Origin of the sequence: Pseudoalteromonas luteoviolacea S2607 (assembly GCF_001625575.1) — a bacterium.
In the GTDB taxonomy this organism is placed as follows: Bacteria; Pseudomonadota; Gammaproteobacteria; order Enterobacterales; family Alteromonadaceae; genus Pseudoalteromonas; species Pseudoalteromonas luteoviolacea_E.
This window is the reverse complement of sequence record NZ_AUXV01000001.1, coordinates 235605-252173: the sequence shown is the minus strand read 5'-3', so window position 1 is coordinate 252173 and position 16569 is coordinate 235605. Positions and strand designations below refer to the sequence as shown.

The following is a 16569-nucleotide window of genomic DNA, read 5'->3' as shown; positions in this document are numbered from 1 at the left end:
ATGATACTGATCATCGATAACAACAATAATCGTGCTTCTGGATTAGCTGCAGCACTGACATTTTGCGGGCAGGCTGCAAAAGTAACTGCGGAGTCAGAATTTACCCCAGAGTTGGTCAAAAAATATCAAGAATGTACAATTGTACTTGGTGCACTAAATGGATTGGATCACGAGCACCATATTAAAAAATTACCAGCTCAACCTTTTATCCTTGTGGGTGAAACACTTCGACCTTTGATGTCGCTAGCGAATGTAATTGGCTTAATTAGTGAGCCATTTAGTCATGACGTCACGATGCAGTTGTTACATGACTGTCAGCAGTATTTAAGTCTACTGCCTGGGCAAAGTGGGCAGAATAAAGATGCTAGAGCGTTTGATGGCCTAGTCGGTGATACCGAAGCCGTGAAAGAAGTTCGATTTTTAATTTCTCAGGTTGCTCAAACCGATGCCAATGTCCTCATTCTAGGGGAGTCCGGTACCGGTAAAGAAGTGGTAGCTAGAAACGTTCACTTATTGTCAAATCGTTCCTCAGGCCCATTTGTACCAGTAAATTGTGGTGCTATCCCCGGAGAGTTGCTTGAAAGTGAATTGTTTGGTCATGAGAAAGGGGCGTTTACGGGGGCAATATCGGCTCGTAAAGGGCGATTTGAACTAGCTCAAAATGGCACCCTATTTTTGGACGAAATTGGTGACATGCCTTTACAAATGCAGGTTAAATTATTAAGGGTGTTGCAAGAGCGCAGTTATGAGCGAGTGGGCGGTACTAAGCCTATTCAAGCTAATGTACGTGTGATTGCGGCCACACACCGCAACCTCGAAGAAATGATTGAAACGGGCAAGTTTCGTGAAGATTTATTTTATCGACTCAATGTGTTTCCTATCGAGAACCCGTCATTAAGCCAGCGTGTAGACGACATTCCATTGTTACTTAAAGAGTTGCTCCGCCGAGTGACTGAACAAGGTAATAAAGGGGTTAAGTTTACCGACCGAGCTATTGAGAGCCTTAAAGCACATGCTTGGCCGGGTAATATTCGAGAGTTGGCCAATTTGGTTGAACGCATGGCCATCATGTTTCCTGAAAAGTTAGTTGACGTCACCGATTTGCCAACCAAGTACCGATACATTGAAGTTGAGGCGTTCGAGCCGGAATATCCGGAAGAGTTACTGGAAAAAGATGCCTTTAACGAGTTGTTTAGTGGTGGCTTCAGTGACTTTGATGAAGAAGATGAGATAGACAATGTTACTGAGCAACCACTGCTCGGTTTGTTGCCTGATGAGGGAATTGAATTAAAGGACTATCTAGCGGAGCTAGAGGTGAGTTTAATCACTCAAGCATTGGAAAGGTACGACTATGTTGTTGCACGTGCTGCTGAAATATTGGGCGTTAGACGTACTACGCTTGTAGAAAAAATGAAAAAGTATAATCTGAACCGAGATTAATCGGTTCAGATTGGCTAGTTCAACAGAGCTCTCAGGTCGAGAGACTTTGCATGTTCAATCAATGGCTGCTTTCTAAAGCAGTCGTTATCGTGATCATTTACCATACCGCTGGCTTGCATGTGTGCGTAAACAGTCGTCGGACCTAAAAACTTAAATCCTCTCTTTTTTAAATCTTTTGCAAAGCGCTCACTAATTTCACTGGTAGCTGGATAGTCTTCTTTCCCTCGAATGTCGTTGATAATAGGCTCAAAATCAACATAGCCCCATTGATACTTGGCAAAGCTACCGAATTCTTGTTGTACTTCTATAAAGCGTTGAGCATTATTTATAGTCGCTTTGATTTTTGCTCTATTGCGGACAATTCCTGGGTTGTCCATGAGTTGCTCAACATCTGCTTCGGTCATTTTAGCCACTGCTTTGACATCAAATTCATTAAAAGCAGTTCGGTAATGCGTTCTTTTTTTCAAAATTGTGTACCAGCTTAGCCCTGCTTGAGCTGACTCAAGCGTAATAAACTCAAAAAGCTTATTGTCGTGCCAAATAGGCACGCCCCACTCTTCATCATGATAAGCAACGTAGTCTGGTTTGCTAGCATCCAGCCATAAGCACCTAGTGCACATAGCGGCTCCTTTTTTGTGTCTGTCAAATAATCGACCCCTGCACGTAAAACGCAGGCCATAAGTGAACAATAATTCTAGATAAACTATATTTTATATCTGTATAAAAATACAGTGTCAAAGTTTTGGTAGTGTTTTTTATTAAGTTAACTTCATGAAATATTTATAAAAATAAAATTGGCACAGTGGTTGCTTTATCAGCATTAGGAAGATTCATGAGAGTAGTGTCATGGCGTTAGCGAAAGTGATAAATCCACAATTTGTGCCAGAAAACCAATTTAACCCTTGTTTGCTGCAAGAGGCGTATGTTGGTGAACTGAGCGACCTGAGGCAGCAAGCGAGCTGGCTGAGTCATTTGGTCGATACAATGCCTGCAGGTGTTGTTGTACTAGATGGACAGGGCATGATCGCAAAGGCGAATCAAATCGCCAAAGATATGCTTGGTGAACCATTAGAGGGTGAAAAGTGGTTTAACATTATTCAGCGCTCTTTTAGTCCGCAACAAGATGATGGTCATGAGGTGTCTTTACGAGATGGTAGGCTCATCAAGTTGGAGATCACGGCACTGACGCCTGAACCAGGTCAGTTAATATTAATGACCGATTTAACCGAAACGCGCAAATTACAAGCGAGAGTCGCGCATATGCAAAGATTGAGTGCACTTGGCAAAATGGTTGCGTCATTGGCGCACCAAGTACGTACTCCGCTCTCTGCCGCAATGCTTTACGGTGCAAATTTAGGCAGTGCGAATTTGCCAACGCCGTCTAGAGAAAAGTTTCATAACAAACTCATGTCTCGCCTCAAAGATTTAGAAAGCCAAGTGAATGACATGTTGTTATTTGCCAAAAGTGGCGAACAGCAAGTTGTAGAGCGAGTTTCGATGCAACAGTTACTGAATGAAGTCAAAGTTGGCGCAGATGCGATGTTGTCATTGAATAGCGCGGCGATGGAAGTCATTTTACCGGAGCCAGACATTGAAATTATTGGTAATAAAACGGCACTTGCAAGTGCAATCCAGAACTTGATCCACAACAGTGTTCAAGTGATTGGACCGGGTGCAAAAATAACGCTGCGGGCGGCCCGAGAAACACAAGACGAGCAAGTAAGAATTTCTGTAAGTGACAATGGCCCTGGGGTAGATTTGTCTCAAGCTGACAGATTATTTGAACCGTTTTTTACAACCAAATCACAAGGTACGGGTCTTGGGCTGGCAGTTGTCAGCTCAGTGGCCAATTCACATAAAGGGCGTGTTGAAGTAGATAACATGCCAAGCGGAGGAGCGTGTTTTAGCATGCTATTACCGATTTCTCAACACACTCAGCTTCAGGAGGTCGTATGAGTAATAAAATTCTAGTCGTTGAAGATGACGCAGGTTTACGCGAAGCACTCTTAGATACTTTAGAGCTTGCTGGTATTGAATGTGTTGAGGCGGATAGTGCAGAGCAAGCGATGGTGTTACTCAAGCAACAAAGCTTTTCTTTGGTGGTTAGCGATGTGCAAATGGGGCAAATGAGCGGCATCGATTTGCTCAAGAGCATTAAGCTCAATTATCCAAACTTGCCTGTTTTAATGATGACTGCATACGCCACCATTGATGATGCTGTTGAAGCAATGAGGCTCGGCGCTATTGACTATATGGCAAAGCCGTTTGCACCAGAAGTATTGCTGAACATGGTCAGCCGCTACATGCCGGAGAAGGAAAAAGAGACTGAAGGGCCCATCGTAGCTGATGTGAAAAGCTTACAGCTGTTAACGCTGGCCAAAAAAGTCGCGCAATCCGATGCCAGTGTTATGGTGTTAGGCCCTAGTGGCTCTGGCAAGGAGGTACTTGCAAGATATATTCACGACAGCTCAGAGAGAAGCAGTGAGCCATTTGTTGCCATTAATTGTGCGGCGATTCCTGAGAATATGCTAGAAGCGACTTTATTTGGTTATGAAAAAGGCGCATTCACCGGTGCTATTCAAGCGTGTCCGGGTAAATTCGAGCAGGCGCAAAAAGGGACTATCTTGCTTGATGAGATTACAGAGATGGATCTGGGGTTACAAGCTAAATTGCTGCGTGTTTTACAGGAGCGAGAAGTCGAAAGACTGGGTGGTCGTAAAACAATCGAATTAGATGTGCGTGTATTGGCGACCAGTAACCGAGATCTCAAAGAAGCCGTTGCTGAGGGCAAATTCAGAGAAGACTTATATTATCGATTAAATGTCTTCCCGTTGACTTGGTTGCCTTTGAAAGACAGAGCTGCGGATATTGTTCCACTCGCAAGCCATTTAATGGAAAGGCATTGTCAAAAGTCTGGACAGCCTACACCTCAATTATCAACAGGAGCGCAAGAAAAGTTATTGCAGCATGCTTGGCCTGGTAATGTAAGGGAACTTGAAAACGTTGTACAAAGAGCGTTAATTTTACAACAGGGTAGTGAAGTTGCTGATACAGATATATTTATTGAAAATTTTGAGCCGGTAGAGCTAAGTATAGCGGTGGCACCGTCAAGCAGCCCAGTTGAGTTAGATGTATCACCTTATGTGAGTTTGACCGAAAGTAGTGCGAGTTCAACGCAGGGTGATGCGCTAAGTTATAAAGAAGAGTTACAAGATAAAGAGCATCAAATTATTCTTGATACCTTGACCCGCTGTAATGGTAAAAGAAAAGATGTTGCAGAGATTCTAGGTATTAGCCCAAGAACCCTGAGATATAAACTGGCTAAAATGAGAGATTTAGGTTTGCCAGTTCCTGCATAAATAATAAATTGGCCAAGTTCAGCTTGGCCAATTATTCTCCTGTCAAAATTCTGTCTTCCCATTAGTATTGCTCACCGCCTTTTAAGTTGTTGATTATAATGAATTAAAAATTGGCACGAAAAGTGCTTTTATCTATTCATATGTAATCTCACAGGGTGAGCAATATGAAAATTCAAAACACCAGTTTATATCAAGAAATGCAGTCTATGGCCTCTCAAGCAGGTAGAATCCAGCCAGAGACTAAAGTACCAGCTCAGGCGACAGCCGCTACATCGAGTGCGCAGTTTGGCGATATACTTTCAAATGCATTGAATAACGTTGCTGATTTGCAAAGAGATACAAAGGCAAAAGTAACTGCGGTTGAGATGGGTGATAGAAGCGTCTCGTTGGCAGAAGCTATGATTGCAAAAAACAAGTCATCTGTAGCTTTCGAAGCGACGGTTCAGGTGCGTAATAAGCTTGTTGAAGCTTATAAAGATATCATGAGCATGCCGGTGTAATTCAGAGAGTTAGTGGAGAGTAACTGTGGCTACAAATCAATCGACAGATTTAGCACTTTCAGATGGTCCAGCAGGAGCAGTCGCTGAAGGTGCTGAAACACAGCAAGAGCAAAAATCTGGTTATTTCAGTGCTTTAAGCGGCGTTGATATGCTACGTCAAGTTACGCTCGTAATCGCACTGGCAATATGTTTAGCAATCGCTGTATTTATAATTATCTGGGCACGTCAACCAGATATGCGCCCACTAGGTCAGTATCCAACTGATGAGCTGGTTCAGACACTCGATTTTTTAGATGCTCAAAAAATCGACTATGACTTAGATGGTAACACCATCATGGTTGCGGAAACGGATTATCAAAATATCAAATTAAAAATGGCCCGAGACGGCTTTTCGCAATCACCATCGTCAGGCACAGATATTTTGATGCAAGACATGGGCTTTGGTGTCAGTCAACGTCTTGAAAGAGAGAGACTTAAGCACAGCCGTGAACAGCAACTCGCGAGAACCATTGAAGAGTTGCAAGATATCAACAGAGCAAAAGTGCTTTTGGCAATTCCAAAAGAGAATGTATTTGCTCGTCGTGAGAAAAAACCTTCTGCAACGGTTGTACTAACCATGAAGCGCGGTCGTACACTTGATGGTGAAGAGGTGGATTCAATCGTTGATATCGTTGCTTCTGCCGTTCAAGGGCTTGAACCGTCACGCGTTACAGTCACCGATCAAAATGGTCGCCTTTTAAATTCGGGATCTCAGGACTCCTTGGCTGCACGCTCTCGCAAAGAGTATGAAATCGAACGTAAACGTGAGTCTGAATATTTATCGAAAATCGACAGCATCATGATCCCAGTTGTTGGTTTAGGTAACTTTACTGCTCAGGTCGACTTAACGATGGACTTCAGTGCGATTGAAGAAACACAGAAGCGCTTTAACCCTGATTTACCAGCAGTAAGAAGTGAAACTACGTTCGAGGAAAGCAATATAGGCGGTATCACCGCAGGTATTCCTGGTGCATTGACGAACCAACCGCCGGTAGACTCCAATATTCCAGAAATTGCAGGTGCTGGTGGCAGTGGCAAAGGCACGACACCAACACGTTCGCAAAAAGAAGCAACACGTAACTATGAGCTAGATACGACTATCTCGCATAAACGCCAGCAAACAGGTGTGATCCGCCGTATCAGTGTATCAGTGGCTGTTGATTATGTTGCTAAACCTGATGCTGAAGGCAATATGGCTATGACGCCTCGTTCGCAGGAAGAATTAAATAATATACGTCGACTTTTACAAGGTGGTGTAGGTTTCGACATGCAGCGCGGAGATGCATTAGAGGTCGTAACAGTCCCATTTGTGCGTGAGGATATCTTAGAAGCGTCAGAAATGCCTTTATGGGAGCAAGAGTGGTTCATGAAGGTTGTAAGGTTAGCAGCAGGGGCTTTGGTAATCATTGTATTGATTATGGCTGTAGTTCGCCCTATGCTGAAGAGACTGATATACCCAGATGATACACTAGAAGACTATGATGAAGATGCATTAACTGCTGGTGTTGACTTAGGCGATAGTACACTTGACATGCTAAGTAATGACTTTGATGAATCTGCTGTTGGCTTCTCTTCCGATGGTACATTACAATTGCCAGACTTACATGGAGATGAAGATCTACTGAAAGCGGTTCGTGCACTCGTGGCGAATGAACCAGAGCTTTCTTCACAAGTGGTCAAAGCGTGGTTAACTGAAGATGAGTGATGAAGAACAAAAACAACTGCCGCCAGCTTTCGATGTTGAGAAGTTAGATGGGGTCGATAAGGCCGCCATCTTGCTGCTTAGCCTAACGGAAGAAGATGCAGCGCAGATATTAAAACACCTTGAGCCGAAGCAAGTACAGAAAGTCGGTATGGCAATGGCTGCAATAGATGATTTATCTCAGTCTAAAATCAGTGCAGTACATAACCTATTTATTGAGCAAATCCAAAGCTTTAGTACAATCGGTTTTCAATCTGAAGACTTTATCAAAAAGGCCCTTACCGCTGCACTCGGTGAGGACAAAGCTGCGAGTCTTATCGATCAAATTGTTATGGGATCAGGTGCGAAAGGCCTTGATTCTCTTAAATGGATGGACTCCAAGCAGGTTGCTAATATTATCCGTAATGAGCACCCGCAGATCCAAACAATCGTATTGTCTTATCTGGAACCAGAGCAGTCAGCAGAGATCCTTTCTCAGTTTACAGAGAAGGTAAGGCTTGACTTAACAATGCGTATTGCCAATTTAGAAGAAGTACAACCTGCGGCACTACAAGAGCTAAATGAGATTATGGAGAAACAGTTTGCGGGTCAAGCCGGTGCGCAAGCTGCGAAGATGGGTGGCCTTAAAGCCGCTGCAGATATTATGAACTACCTGGATACAAATGTTGAAGGGCAGTTAATGGACTCAATTCGTGAACACGATGAAGAAATGTCACAGCAAATTCAAGACTTGATGTTTGTCTTTGAGAACTTAATGGATGTCGAAGATAGAGGTATTCAGGCCATCCTTCGTGAAGTACAGCAAGATGTACTGATGAAAGCGATTAAAGGTGCTGACGATTCATTAAAAGACAAGATTTTAAGTAACATGTCGAAACGTGCAGCAGAAATGATGGCGGACGACTTAGAAGCGATGCCACCTGTTCGTATTAGTGAAGTCGAAGCTGCGCAGAAGGAAATCCTAGCGACCGCCAGACGACTTGCTGACTCTGGTGAAATCATGCTGGGTGGCGGCGGTGGTGAGGAGTTCCTGTAAATTATGTCTGAACCAAAGTTATATCGGGGGAAACCTGTTCACGGTGAAGCTGTTGATGCATTACTTGAGCACCTTGAAGACTGGGATATTCCTGATGTAAAAGAAGACCTGAGTGGTTTATCTGGTCGCTCAACTGCAATGGGTACGCCACTTGAAGAGCTGTATACGAAAACGGAGCGCCAAACTGAACCAGAAACCGTTGAGGCAGAAATACCAACTCTGACACTGGAGGAACTCGAGCAGATCCGCCAAGATGCCTACGATGAAGGATTGAAGCAGGGACACGAACAAGGTTATATCGAAGGTTTTGAGAAAGGCGCTAAAGAAGGTAATGAAGCAGGGCTCAAAGAGGGGATTGAAGCAGGTAAACTGCAAGGTATAGAGGATGCGAAGCCACTTATTGAAGAGCGCTTGCAAATGCTATCGTCCCTTGTCGACAAGATAAATGAGCCATTGCAACAAGTAGATGAAGCGTGTGAAAAGCAACTTATTCACCTTGTCAGTTTATTGACACAACAAATCACATTTCATGAATTGAAAACAAGCCCTGATCTAATCCTTCAAGCACTTAAAAAAGGTTTAGATGCGCTGCCCATTGCAGAGGTGCAACTAAAAGTTCATCTACACCCAGAAGATTTAACGCTTGTAGAAGAAGCCTACGGCAGCGAGATGTTAGCAAAACAAAGGTGGCAACTGATCCCTGAGCCGACGTTGGAACGCGGTGGATGTGAAATTAAATCGCCAATTTCATCGATAGATCTGACCGTTAAAAACCGCATAACCGAAATATTGGAGAAGTTTTTGCATGATAGCGGTATCTAGTATTTATCGCTTCAATATTCATGACAGAAACTGAGCTTCAACATCAGCCACTAGCGCAAAGAATTAGTTCGTATCAAAAACATATCCAACCTTATGGGGTTGCCGTTGCTGGCAGCCTAACTCGTGTTGTAGGGCTAACCCTTGAAGCAAAGGGTTTAAACGCCGCTGTGGGAAGCCAGTGTAAAATCGAAACAATCAATGGTTTTGTAGATGCCGAAGTCATCGGCTTCAATGATGATATTTTGTACCTGATGCCAAATGATCACATTTCTGGCGTGCTCCCCGGTGCCAGAGTAATTCCTCAAGTAAAAGAGTCTGGTTTACCCGTTGGCATGGGACTACTCGGGCGTGTCGTAGACGGGCTCGGTCGCCCTCTAGATGGCCTCGGAGCAATTCAAGCCGATACTAGATTAAAGTTTGCACAAGCACCGATTAACCCACTCGCAAGGCGTCCTATCAGTGAGCCGATGGATGTAGGGGTAAGAGCTATTAATTCGATAATCACCGTGGGCCAAGGGCAGCGGATGGGATTGTTCGCAGGAAGTGGTGTCGGTAAGTCCGTTCTATTAGGCATGATGACCCGAGGAAGTGAAGCCGATGTCATTGTAGTGGGGTTGGTTGGCGAACGTGGTCGAGAAGTAAAAGAGTTTATTGATGAAATACTCGGTGCCGAGGGGCGACGACGCTCAGTGGTCGTAGCAGCTCCCGCAGATGCTTCCCCTCTAATGCGATTGAAGGGGTGCGAAAGTGCAGTGACAATTGCAGAATACTTTAGAGATCAGGGGCTAAATGTACTGTTACTGCTTGACTCAGTAACCCGTTATGCCATGGCTCAACGTGAGATAGCATTAGCAGTTGGCGAGCCTCCTGCAACAAAAGGCTATCCACCTTCGGTGTTTGCCAAGCTACCAGCGCTTGTAGAGAGAGCTGGTAACGGAGGAGAGGGGCAGGGTTCTATTACCGCGTTTTTTACTGTTTTGAGTGAAGGGGACGATATGCAAGACCCTATCGCCGATTCCGCGAGGGCGATTTTAGATGGCCATATTGTACTGTCTCGAGACTTAGCAGATAGCGGTCATTATCCAGCGATCGATATTGAAAAGTCCATTTCACGTGTCATGCCGCAAGTTGTATCGGATGCACATATGCAACAAGCCAGAGTATTGAAACAGGTTTACTCCATGTACCAACAAAACAAGGACATGATAACTTTGGGCGCTTATCAGCAGGGGAGCGACCCCATGCTAGATCAAGCGATTGCGATGATGCCAAGTGTGAATGGCTTTTTACAGCAAGGCATGAAAGAAGTACTTAACTACGATGAGTGCTTACAGGGTCTAGCGCAACTATTAGGACAAGGCTAATGGCAGAAACCAAACTTGCACTGTTACATAAACTCGAATCAGATAAAGAAGATGGTCTGAGAGTGAATTTTGTTCAAGCTGAACGGAGCTTGCATGACAATCAGCAAAAGTTGAAAGGGTTAAATGACTTTCGTTTGGAGTACTCGCAACAACTGCACAATAAAGCGTTACAAGGGCTAAGTAGTAGTGGCTTTTCACAGTATCACAGCTTTATTAACAAAATTGAAGAAGCCATTAAGCAGCAGGCAAATACAGTTGCGACGGCAAAAAGGGTCGTGGAGCAGCGGCGTAAGCTGTGGCTGGCTCAACAGGCTAAAGTGAAAGCCATTGCAAAGCTGATAGAGAAAAAAGAGCTTGAAAAACAAAAACGATTAGCAAAAGCAGAGCAGAAAATGCTCGATGAATTTGCAACAAACATCTTTATGAGACGCAAGTTGGCTAATTAATGGCTTAAAAATTGCATTTTTACGAAATAATAGAGTTATAAGTAGGCAAGCGGCGTTCGATTGCCACACTAAAAGGTGAGAATATGGTTAATGTTTCATTGGACGTTGGATTAAACAGCACTGTTTCACCGCAGGATAGGCAGGTTGAAGAAAGCTCTGATGGAAGAGGGTTTATGGCGATGTTGGCAGAGGCCAGCGAGCGAGAAGATGCAAAAGCTGCGATACAGAAAGAAGCTGATCAAGAAGAATTAACAAAGCAAGAAGCCAGTGCAGAAAAAACGCGAGCAAGTGAGACGCAGCAAGGTACTCAACGACCTTTGCCAAAAGGGTTAGATGAGCCTTTACAGCTTGATGACTCAAATCTACCTAAATCTAATCAAGGTCCTGATGTTGTTTTAAAGGTCGAAACAACTAATGAGGCGTCAAAGGCTAGCTCTACGCCTAACCCAGACACATTACTGTCTCAGATCAACGCGGCAAATAATCAAAAAACTGATGTGGAACATCATTTAGCGCCAGTACCGCAAGCATTGAAAGATCACCTTGGCAGTGCAGAAAAGATCGATGAGTTACCTGTAAAAAGTGGCAAAAAAGGTCCGATTGATTTAATTGGTCCAATCGTTGTTCAAGACAAGAAATTGGGTAATGAGACTGCCGAAAGTATGCCGAATGACTCTGTAAAAGCTGAATCAAAACATGTGAATGTAGAGGTTGGAAACTCTTCCAAACAGCTACCAGGACAAGGTGAAGTCGTCACGCCAGTGCCCACAGGACCGCGATATTCAGAAGGTCCAATTGGTGACCCCACCGATGGTGAGGCAACGGTCAGTGACAAGCCCAAGATGCTAGAAAGCGGCAATCGGTCTATACCTGATGTAAAGGCTGAAGCATTAAACGGTGTTGCTAAAGAGCGAGAGTGGCACTTACATAGTGAGAAAGAGTCAAAATCTAACCCCGTTGCTAGTCAAAAGCTCAACCCTGATGTTGAAGCAAAAGTAGTGACACCAAACGCAAGTGAAAGTGAGCAACAGGCGCCAGATTTAATCACTCAATTGATGCAAAAGGAACGTACTTCAGTCGCCCCCCAACAAGGCAATAAAATGACTCAACCTTCAGTGAGTGAAGCCGTCGCAAAACCACATATCAACAAAAATATCGAAATGGCCACCGAGAAACCGACCGAATCAGCATCAACCTCTGACTCTGATGGCGCTGAGATTATAAAAAATACACCGAAGCAGGCCTCGAGTGACTTCGTAAACGTGCCAAAAGCGACTGAAGTTAAATCGACGAGTGTGTCAGAGTTAAAGGCAATGGTCGATAACTTGTCACCCCAAGAAAAGCAAGAGTTAGAGAAGTTACTCAATGAGCGCCTCAATGATACCAAATCAACTGACTCTGCCTCTAAAAAACAAGAAGCGGCTCTTTATCATGCCCTAACAGGTAAATCGCCTAATTCAATAGCGCAAGAAGGCACTAGCACAGCGAGTAAAGTAACAAGTGAAACTGAGCATAAAGAGAATGCTCTTATAACTGGTACCAAGCAGAGTAATGATAAGCTTGAAACTGTGGTTAAAAATGATGTGGCTAAACCTGAATTCACGTACAACAGCACTAAGGCTCCAGTAAAAGAGCAAGTAGCGCCAGAGGCAAACAAACAAACTGTTGCCGATGTTGCAGTGAATTCTGAAGAGCAGGTGGAGTTACCGAGTGATTTTGAGGGGGAGCAGCAAAATAGTGGTAATAATCAGCGACAAACTGCTAGCCAAAATGTAGAAAACGTCTTTAAGGCCATTCGCAGTTTGGGTAACGAGCAAATTCAGAGCAAAGAAGAATTTGAGCAAGTAATTCAGCAGGTTGAGCAGTCACGCCAGAACCAACAGACCTCAGTGCAGCAAACCAGTTCACAAGTAAAATTACAGGCAGATCCTGCGCTTGCACAAGCATTAAACTTGACTCGCAATGACGCTGCTAAAATGCTGCAAGAAAAAGTTAACATGATGATTAACTTAAATAATAAGGAAGCTGAAATCAGACTAGACCCCGCAGAGTTAGGTAGCATGCAAATTCGAATTCGTTCAGATGCAGAGCAGGCACAAATAAACTTTGTAGTGCAAAACCAACAAGCTAAAGAATTGCTAGAAGAGTCCATGCCTAAGCTGAGAGAAATGTTAGAGGAGCAGGGGATTGAACTAGGAGAAAGCAATATCCAACAGCAGTCTGAAGGAAATTCAAATGACGATGATGGTAAGCAACAAGGTCATGGAAAACTTGCTAATGAGGCCAGTGAAGCGCAAAATAATAAAGAACAATCAGTGACTAGCAGAAAACAAAGTGATTCGGCAATAGATTACTATGCTTAACAACTGCTATCATTAAGACAGAACATAAATTAATAGAAGCGCACATATGGCTGAAGAAACCGATTTAGAAATTGAAGAAGCGGGTGGATCCAAAAAGAAGCTCATTATTATTATTGCTGCAGTTGTTGTCATATTAGGTGGCGTTGCAGGCTTCTTTTTACTATCCGGTGGTGAGGAGGAGGAAGCTTCTTTAGCTGAAGAGTCTACAGTAGTTGAAGAGGACTTGAGTGAGCAAAATGCGGCAGAAATGGGAAGCGCGCTCTATGTCGCGATGCCGAGACCGTTTGTATTCAATGTACCAGGTGCCAGTAGAGATAGAATTGTACAAATCAAAGTTCAACTGTTAGTTCGTGGTGATGTAAACGAAGAAGTGACGAAAAAGCACATTCCACTTATCGAAGGTACGTTGTTAAGTGTGTTCTCTACCACAACCGCAGATGAATTGAGCACGAGTGCAGGTAAGGAGACATTGAGGTTGACTGCTTTAGACAAAGTTCAAGCAGCAATGGAAGGTGTCGAGGGCAGCAAAGTTATCGAACGTGTGCTGTTTACCGGTTTTGTAATGCAGTAGGAATCCCCTGTGAGCGATTTATTATCACAAGATGAAATCGACGCGCTATTACATGGTGTCGATGAAGTCGAAGAAGACGAAGTTCCCTCTGGTGAGGGGGGCGAAGATGCTAATGCCCTCCAGTATGACTTCTCCTCGCAAGACAGGATTGTGCGTGGGCGAATGCCGACGCTCGAGATTGTAAATGAGCGTTTTGCAAGGCATATGCGAATAAGTCTGTTCAATATGATGAGAAGGACCGCTGAAGTCTCAATCAACGGCGTTCAGATGCTTAAGTTCGGCGAATACATTCACACCTTGTTTGTGCCAACCAGTTTGAACATGGTGAGGTTTCGCCCGCTTAAGGGAACTGGCCTAATCACCATGGAAGCAAGACTGGTCTTCATTTTGGTTGATAACTTCTTTGGTGGTGATGGTCGCTATCACGCTAAGATTGAAGGGCGAGAATTTACCCCGACAGAACGTCGTATTGTACAAATGCTTTTAAAAATCATCTTTGAGGATTACAAAGAAGCATGGGCGCCTGTAATGGATGTGTCCTTTGAATACCTTGATTCAGAAGTGAACCCTGCCATGGCGAACATTGTATCGCCGACCGAAGTGGTGGTGATCAGTTCGTTTCATATCGAATTAGACGGCGGGGGCGGTGATTTTCATATTTCCTTGCCATACTCGATGTTGGAACCCATCAGAGAATTGCTTGATGCGGGTGTTCAATCAGATACCGAGGATACAGATTTACGTTGGAGTAAAGCTCTACGTGATGAAATAATGGACGTTGAAGTAGAAATGTCCACCCAATTGCTTGAAGTTGATTTGTCTTTACAACAAATTATGGATTTGAAAGCTGGTGATATCATCCCAGTCGAAATGCCTGAGCATATCACGGTGTTTGTAGAAGAACTGCCGACGTTTAGAGCGAAAATGGGTCGTTCAAGAGACAATGTGGCATTGCAAATAAGTGAAAAGATTAAACGTCCTGAGTCTGTTAAATCTGAGCTACATGTATTTACCAAAGGTGGTAAAAAGCTCGATTCAGATGCAGAGTTGGCTGAATTAGAAGAAGATCTGCACCTGTCTGAAGGTGTTGATCTTGATTGGTGATCAAGAATTTAAGGTAGTAAGTGCATGAGTGATGATCAAGATACAATGGATGAATGGGCTGCAGCGCTTGCCGAAGCAGAAGATGCTGATCCAGGAAGTGCTGAAGTTGCAGAGTTAGAAGAGCTAGAAGAAAGTGATGCGAATTTAAGCGCGGATGAAAAAAGAAAACTAGATACTATTTTAGATATTCCGGTCACTATTTCTATGGAAGTGGGTAGATCGAAAATTAACATCCGAAACTTGCTGCAATTAAACCAAGGCTCAGTGGTTGAGTTGGATAGAGTAGCAGGTGAACCGCTTGATGTACTTGTAAATGGTACGTTGATTGCGCACGGTGAAGTGGTTGTTGTCAACGACAAGTTTGGTATCAGACTCACCGATGTAATTAGCCAAGTCGAGCGAATTAAGAAGCTTAGATAGTAGAATAAGTCATGACTTGGATACTATTTACGAATGCGGCAGCCGCAACGCAGCCGCAGGGACCTAGTTTGGAGATAGTAACGGTTGCACTGTCACTGATCTCTATCATCGCGCTTATTATTGGCCTAGCCTGGTTAGTAAAACGCATCAATCCCAATGTGGGTAATAACCAAGATTTCAAAGTTATTCGTAGTTTGCCTTTGGGTACTCGCGAAAGGCTGCTCGTAATCGAAATTGATGATAAACAACACCTGCTCGGCGTTACCCCGCAAAACATTAACTATTTATACCAATTAGAAACCCCATTAAGTGAAAACCAAACCGCGCCTTTTGTTAAAGAGTTAAGTCGCTTTGTGGGTCAACCAATAAAAAAAGAAAAGTGAAAACCATGCTTCGATTCCTTTTAATTTTAGCTTTAGCTGTATTTCTACCCCAAGTGAGCGCAAATGACGGTTTTGAAGCATTAAGTGTGACGACTAACCCTGATGGTTCTCAAGAGTACTCAGTAACTTTACAAGTACTCGCAATAATGACTGCGCTTAGTTTTATTCCAGCTGCGGTTATTATGATGACCTCATTCACACGTATCATTGTGGTTTTGGCTATTTTGCGTCAAGCAATTGGGTTGCAACAGTCTCCTTCAAATCAAATTTTGGTTGGCATGTCGTTGTTTTTGACTTTTTTCATCATGGCTCCGATTTTTAGCAAAATTCATGATGAAGCTGTTCAGCCTTATTTAAATGAAGAAATGACATCAGTGCAAGCATTGCACGCTGCCAAGGAGCCCATAAAGGCGTTTATGCTGTCGCAGACCCGTATAAAAGATCTAGAGACATTCGCTAAAATCGCAGGTTACGATAAGCTTGATAGTCCTGAAGACACACCATTTGTGGTGATTATTCCTGCTTTTGTAACCAGTGAATTACAGACGGCATTTATTATTGGGTTTATGTTTTTCATCCCGTTCTTGATTGTTGATCTGGTGGTCGCCAGTGTCTTGATGGCAATGGGTATGATGATGCTTTCCCCTATGATTGTCTCCTTGCCGTTTAAAATTATGCTGTTTGTTTTAGTAGATGGCTGGTCGCTAGTTATGGGGACCCTGGCCCGAAGTTTTGGATTAGGGGTGTAATATGGAACCAGAAGTTTTTGTAGACATATTAAGTGACTCGTTATTTCTGGTGATAAAATTGGTGGCTGCCATCGTGGTACCTGGTTTGATTATTGGTTTAATCGTGTCGGTGTTTCAGGCTGCCACATCTATTAACGAACAAACACTGAGCTTCTTACCGAAACTTATCATTACGCTGGTAGCTCTTATTGTTGGTGGCCATTGGATGACCCAAGAGTTAATGGACTTTTTCAAACTGATGGTCATGCGCATTCCTGAAATCGCGGGTTAG

At 43.6% G+C, this 16569-nt stretch carries 17 protein-coding genes; 16 read left to right on the top strand and 1 reads right to left on the bottom strand.

Features of this window, described 5'->3' with window-relative positions; translation table 11 throughout:
* Entirely contained in the window at window positions 1-1440 is a 1440-nt protein-coding gene (locus N480_RS01200) for a sigma-54 dependent transcriptional regulator (protein ID WP_063370706.1), read from the top strand.
* 14 nt (window positions 1441-1454) lie between these two features.
* Here the strand turns inward: N480_RS01200 and N480_RS01195 are convergent, their stop codons facing one another.
* Complete coding sequence (locus N480_RS01195) at window positions 1455-2060, bottom strand: DNA-3-methyladenine glycosylase I (protein WP_063370705.1); 606 nt, start codon at window positions 2058-2060, stop codon at window positions 1455-1457.
* Between the two features lie 226 nt (window positions 2061-2286).
* On the opposite strand from N480_RS01195, the gene N480_RS01190 reads away from it, so the two are divergent.
* The 15 genes from N480_RS01190 (at window position 2287) to fliQ (ending at window position 16569) form a co-directional block, all read left to right on the top strand.
* Window positions 2287-3396, top strand: a complete 1110-nt coding sequence (locus N480_RS01190) for a sensor histidine kinase (RefSeq protein WP_063370704.1) — start codon at window positions 2287-2289, stop codon at window positions 3394-3396.
* Window positions 3393-4799 (top strand): sigma-54-dependent transcriptional regulator, encoded by a 1407-nt coding sequence (locus N480_RS01185; protein WP_063370703.1) that lies wholly within the window; start codon window positions 3393-3395, stop codon window positions 4797-4799. Before N480_RS01190 ends, N480_RS01185 begins: the two co-directional genes overlap by 4 nt.
* A 164-nt stretch (window positions 4800-4963) precedes the next feature.
* Window positions 4964-5299 (top strand): flagellar hook-basal body complex protein FliE, encoded by a 336-nt coding sequence (gene fliE / locus N480_RS01180; protein WP_063370702.1) that lies wholly within the window; start codon window positions 4964-4966, stop codon window positions 5297-5299.
* 25 nt (window positions 5300-5324) lie between these two features.
* Window positions 5325-7043, top strand: coding sequence for a flagellar basal-body MS-ring/collar protein FliF (fliF, locus tag N480_RS01175; protein WP_063370701.1), 1719 nt, complete (start codon window positions 5325-5327; stop codon window positions 7041-7043).
* The gene (fliG, locus tag N480_RS01170) at window positions 7036-8076 is read left to right on the top strand and encodes a flagellar motor switch protein FliG (protein WP_063356978.1); all 1041 of its coding nucleotides are present in this window, start codon (window positions 7036-7038) and stop codon (window positions 8074-8076) included. The genes fliF and fliG overlap by 8 nt, the downstream gene beginning before the upstream one ends.
* Before the next feature lie 3 nt (window positions 8077-8079).
* Window positions 8080-8898: a flagellar assembly protein FliH gene (fliH, locus tag N480_RS01165; protein ID WP_063370700.1), complete on the top strand. Its 819-nt coding sequence runs from the start codon at window positions 8080-8082 to the stop codon at window positions 8896-8898.
* 20 nt (window positions 8899-8918) lie between these two features.
* Entirely contained in the window at window positions 8919-10262 is a 1344-nt protein-coding gene (fliI, locus tag N480_RS01160; RefSeq protein WP_063370699.1) for a flagellar protein export ATPase FliI, read from the top strand.
* Window positions 10262-10708, top strand: coding sequence for a flagellar export protein FliJ (fliJ, locus tag N480_RS01155; RefSeq protein ID WP_063370698.1), 447 nt, complete (start codon window positions 10262-10264; stop codon window positions 10706-10708). The genes fliI and fliJ overlap by 1 nt, the downstream gene beginning before the upstream one ends.
* A gap of 83 nt (window positions 10709-10791) precedes the next feature.
* On the top strand, window positions 10792-13071 hold the full coding sequence (locus N480_RS01150) for a flagellar hook-length control protein FliK (protein ID WP_063370697.1): 2280 nt from the start codon (window positions 10792-10794) through the stop codon (window positions 13069-13071).
* A gap of 46 nt (window positions 13072-13117) precedes the next feature.
* On the top strand, window positions 13118-13642 hold the full coding sequence (fliL, locus tag N480_RS01145) for a flagellar basal body-associated protein FliL (protein WP_063370696.1): 525 nt from the start codon (window positions 13118-13120) through the stop codon (window positions 13640-13642).
* Window positions 13643-13651: 9 nt separating this feature from the next.
* Window positions 13652-14746, top strand: a complete 1095-nt coding sequence (fliM, locus tag N480_RS01140; RefSeq protein WP_063370695.1) for a flagellar motor switch protein FliM — start codon at window positions 13652-13654, stop codon at window positions 14744-14746.
* A 24-nt stretch (window positions 14747-14770) separates the two neighbouring features.
* A complete protein-coding gene (fliN, locus tag N480_RS01135; RefSeq protein ID WP_063370694.1) occupies window positions 14771-15166 on the top strand; it encodes a flagellar motor switch protein FliN in 396 nt (131 codons plus the stop codon).
* Between the two features lie 11 nt (window positions 15167-15177).
* Complete coding sequence (gene fliO / locus N480_RS01130; RefSeq protein WP_063370693.1) at window positions 15178-15549, top strand: flagellar biosynthetic protein FliO; 372 nt, start codon at window positions 15178-15180, stop codon at window positions 15547-15549.
* 5 nt (window positions 15550-15554) lie between these two features.
* Entirely contained in the window at window positions 15555-16298 is a 744-nt protein-coding gene (fliP, locus tag N480_RS01125; RefSeq protein ID WP_063370692.1) for a flagellar type III secretion system pore protein FliP, read from the top strand.
* 1 nt (window position 16299) lies between these two features.
* On the top strand, window positions 16300-16569 hold the full coding sequence (gene fliQ / locus N480_RS01120) for a flagellar biosynthesis protein FliQ (protein ID WP_063370691.1): 270 nt from the start codon (window positions 16300-16302) through the stop codon (window positions 16567-16569).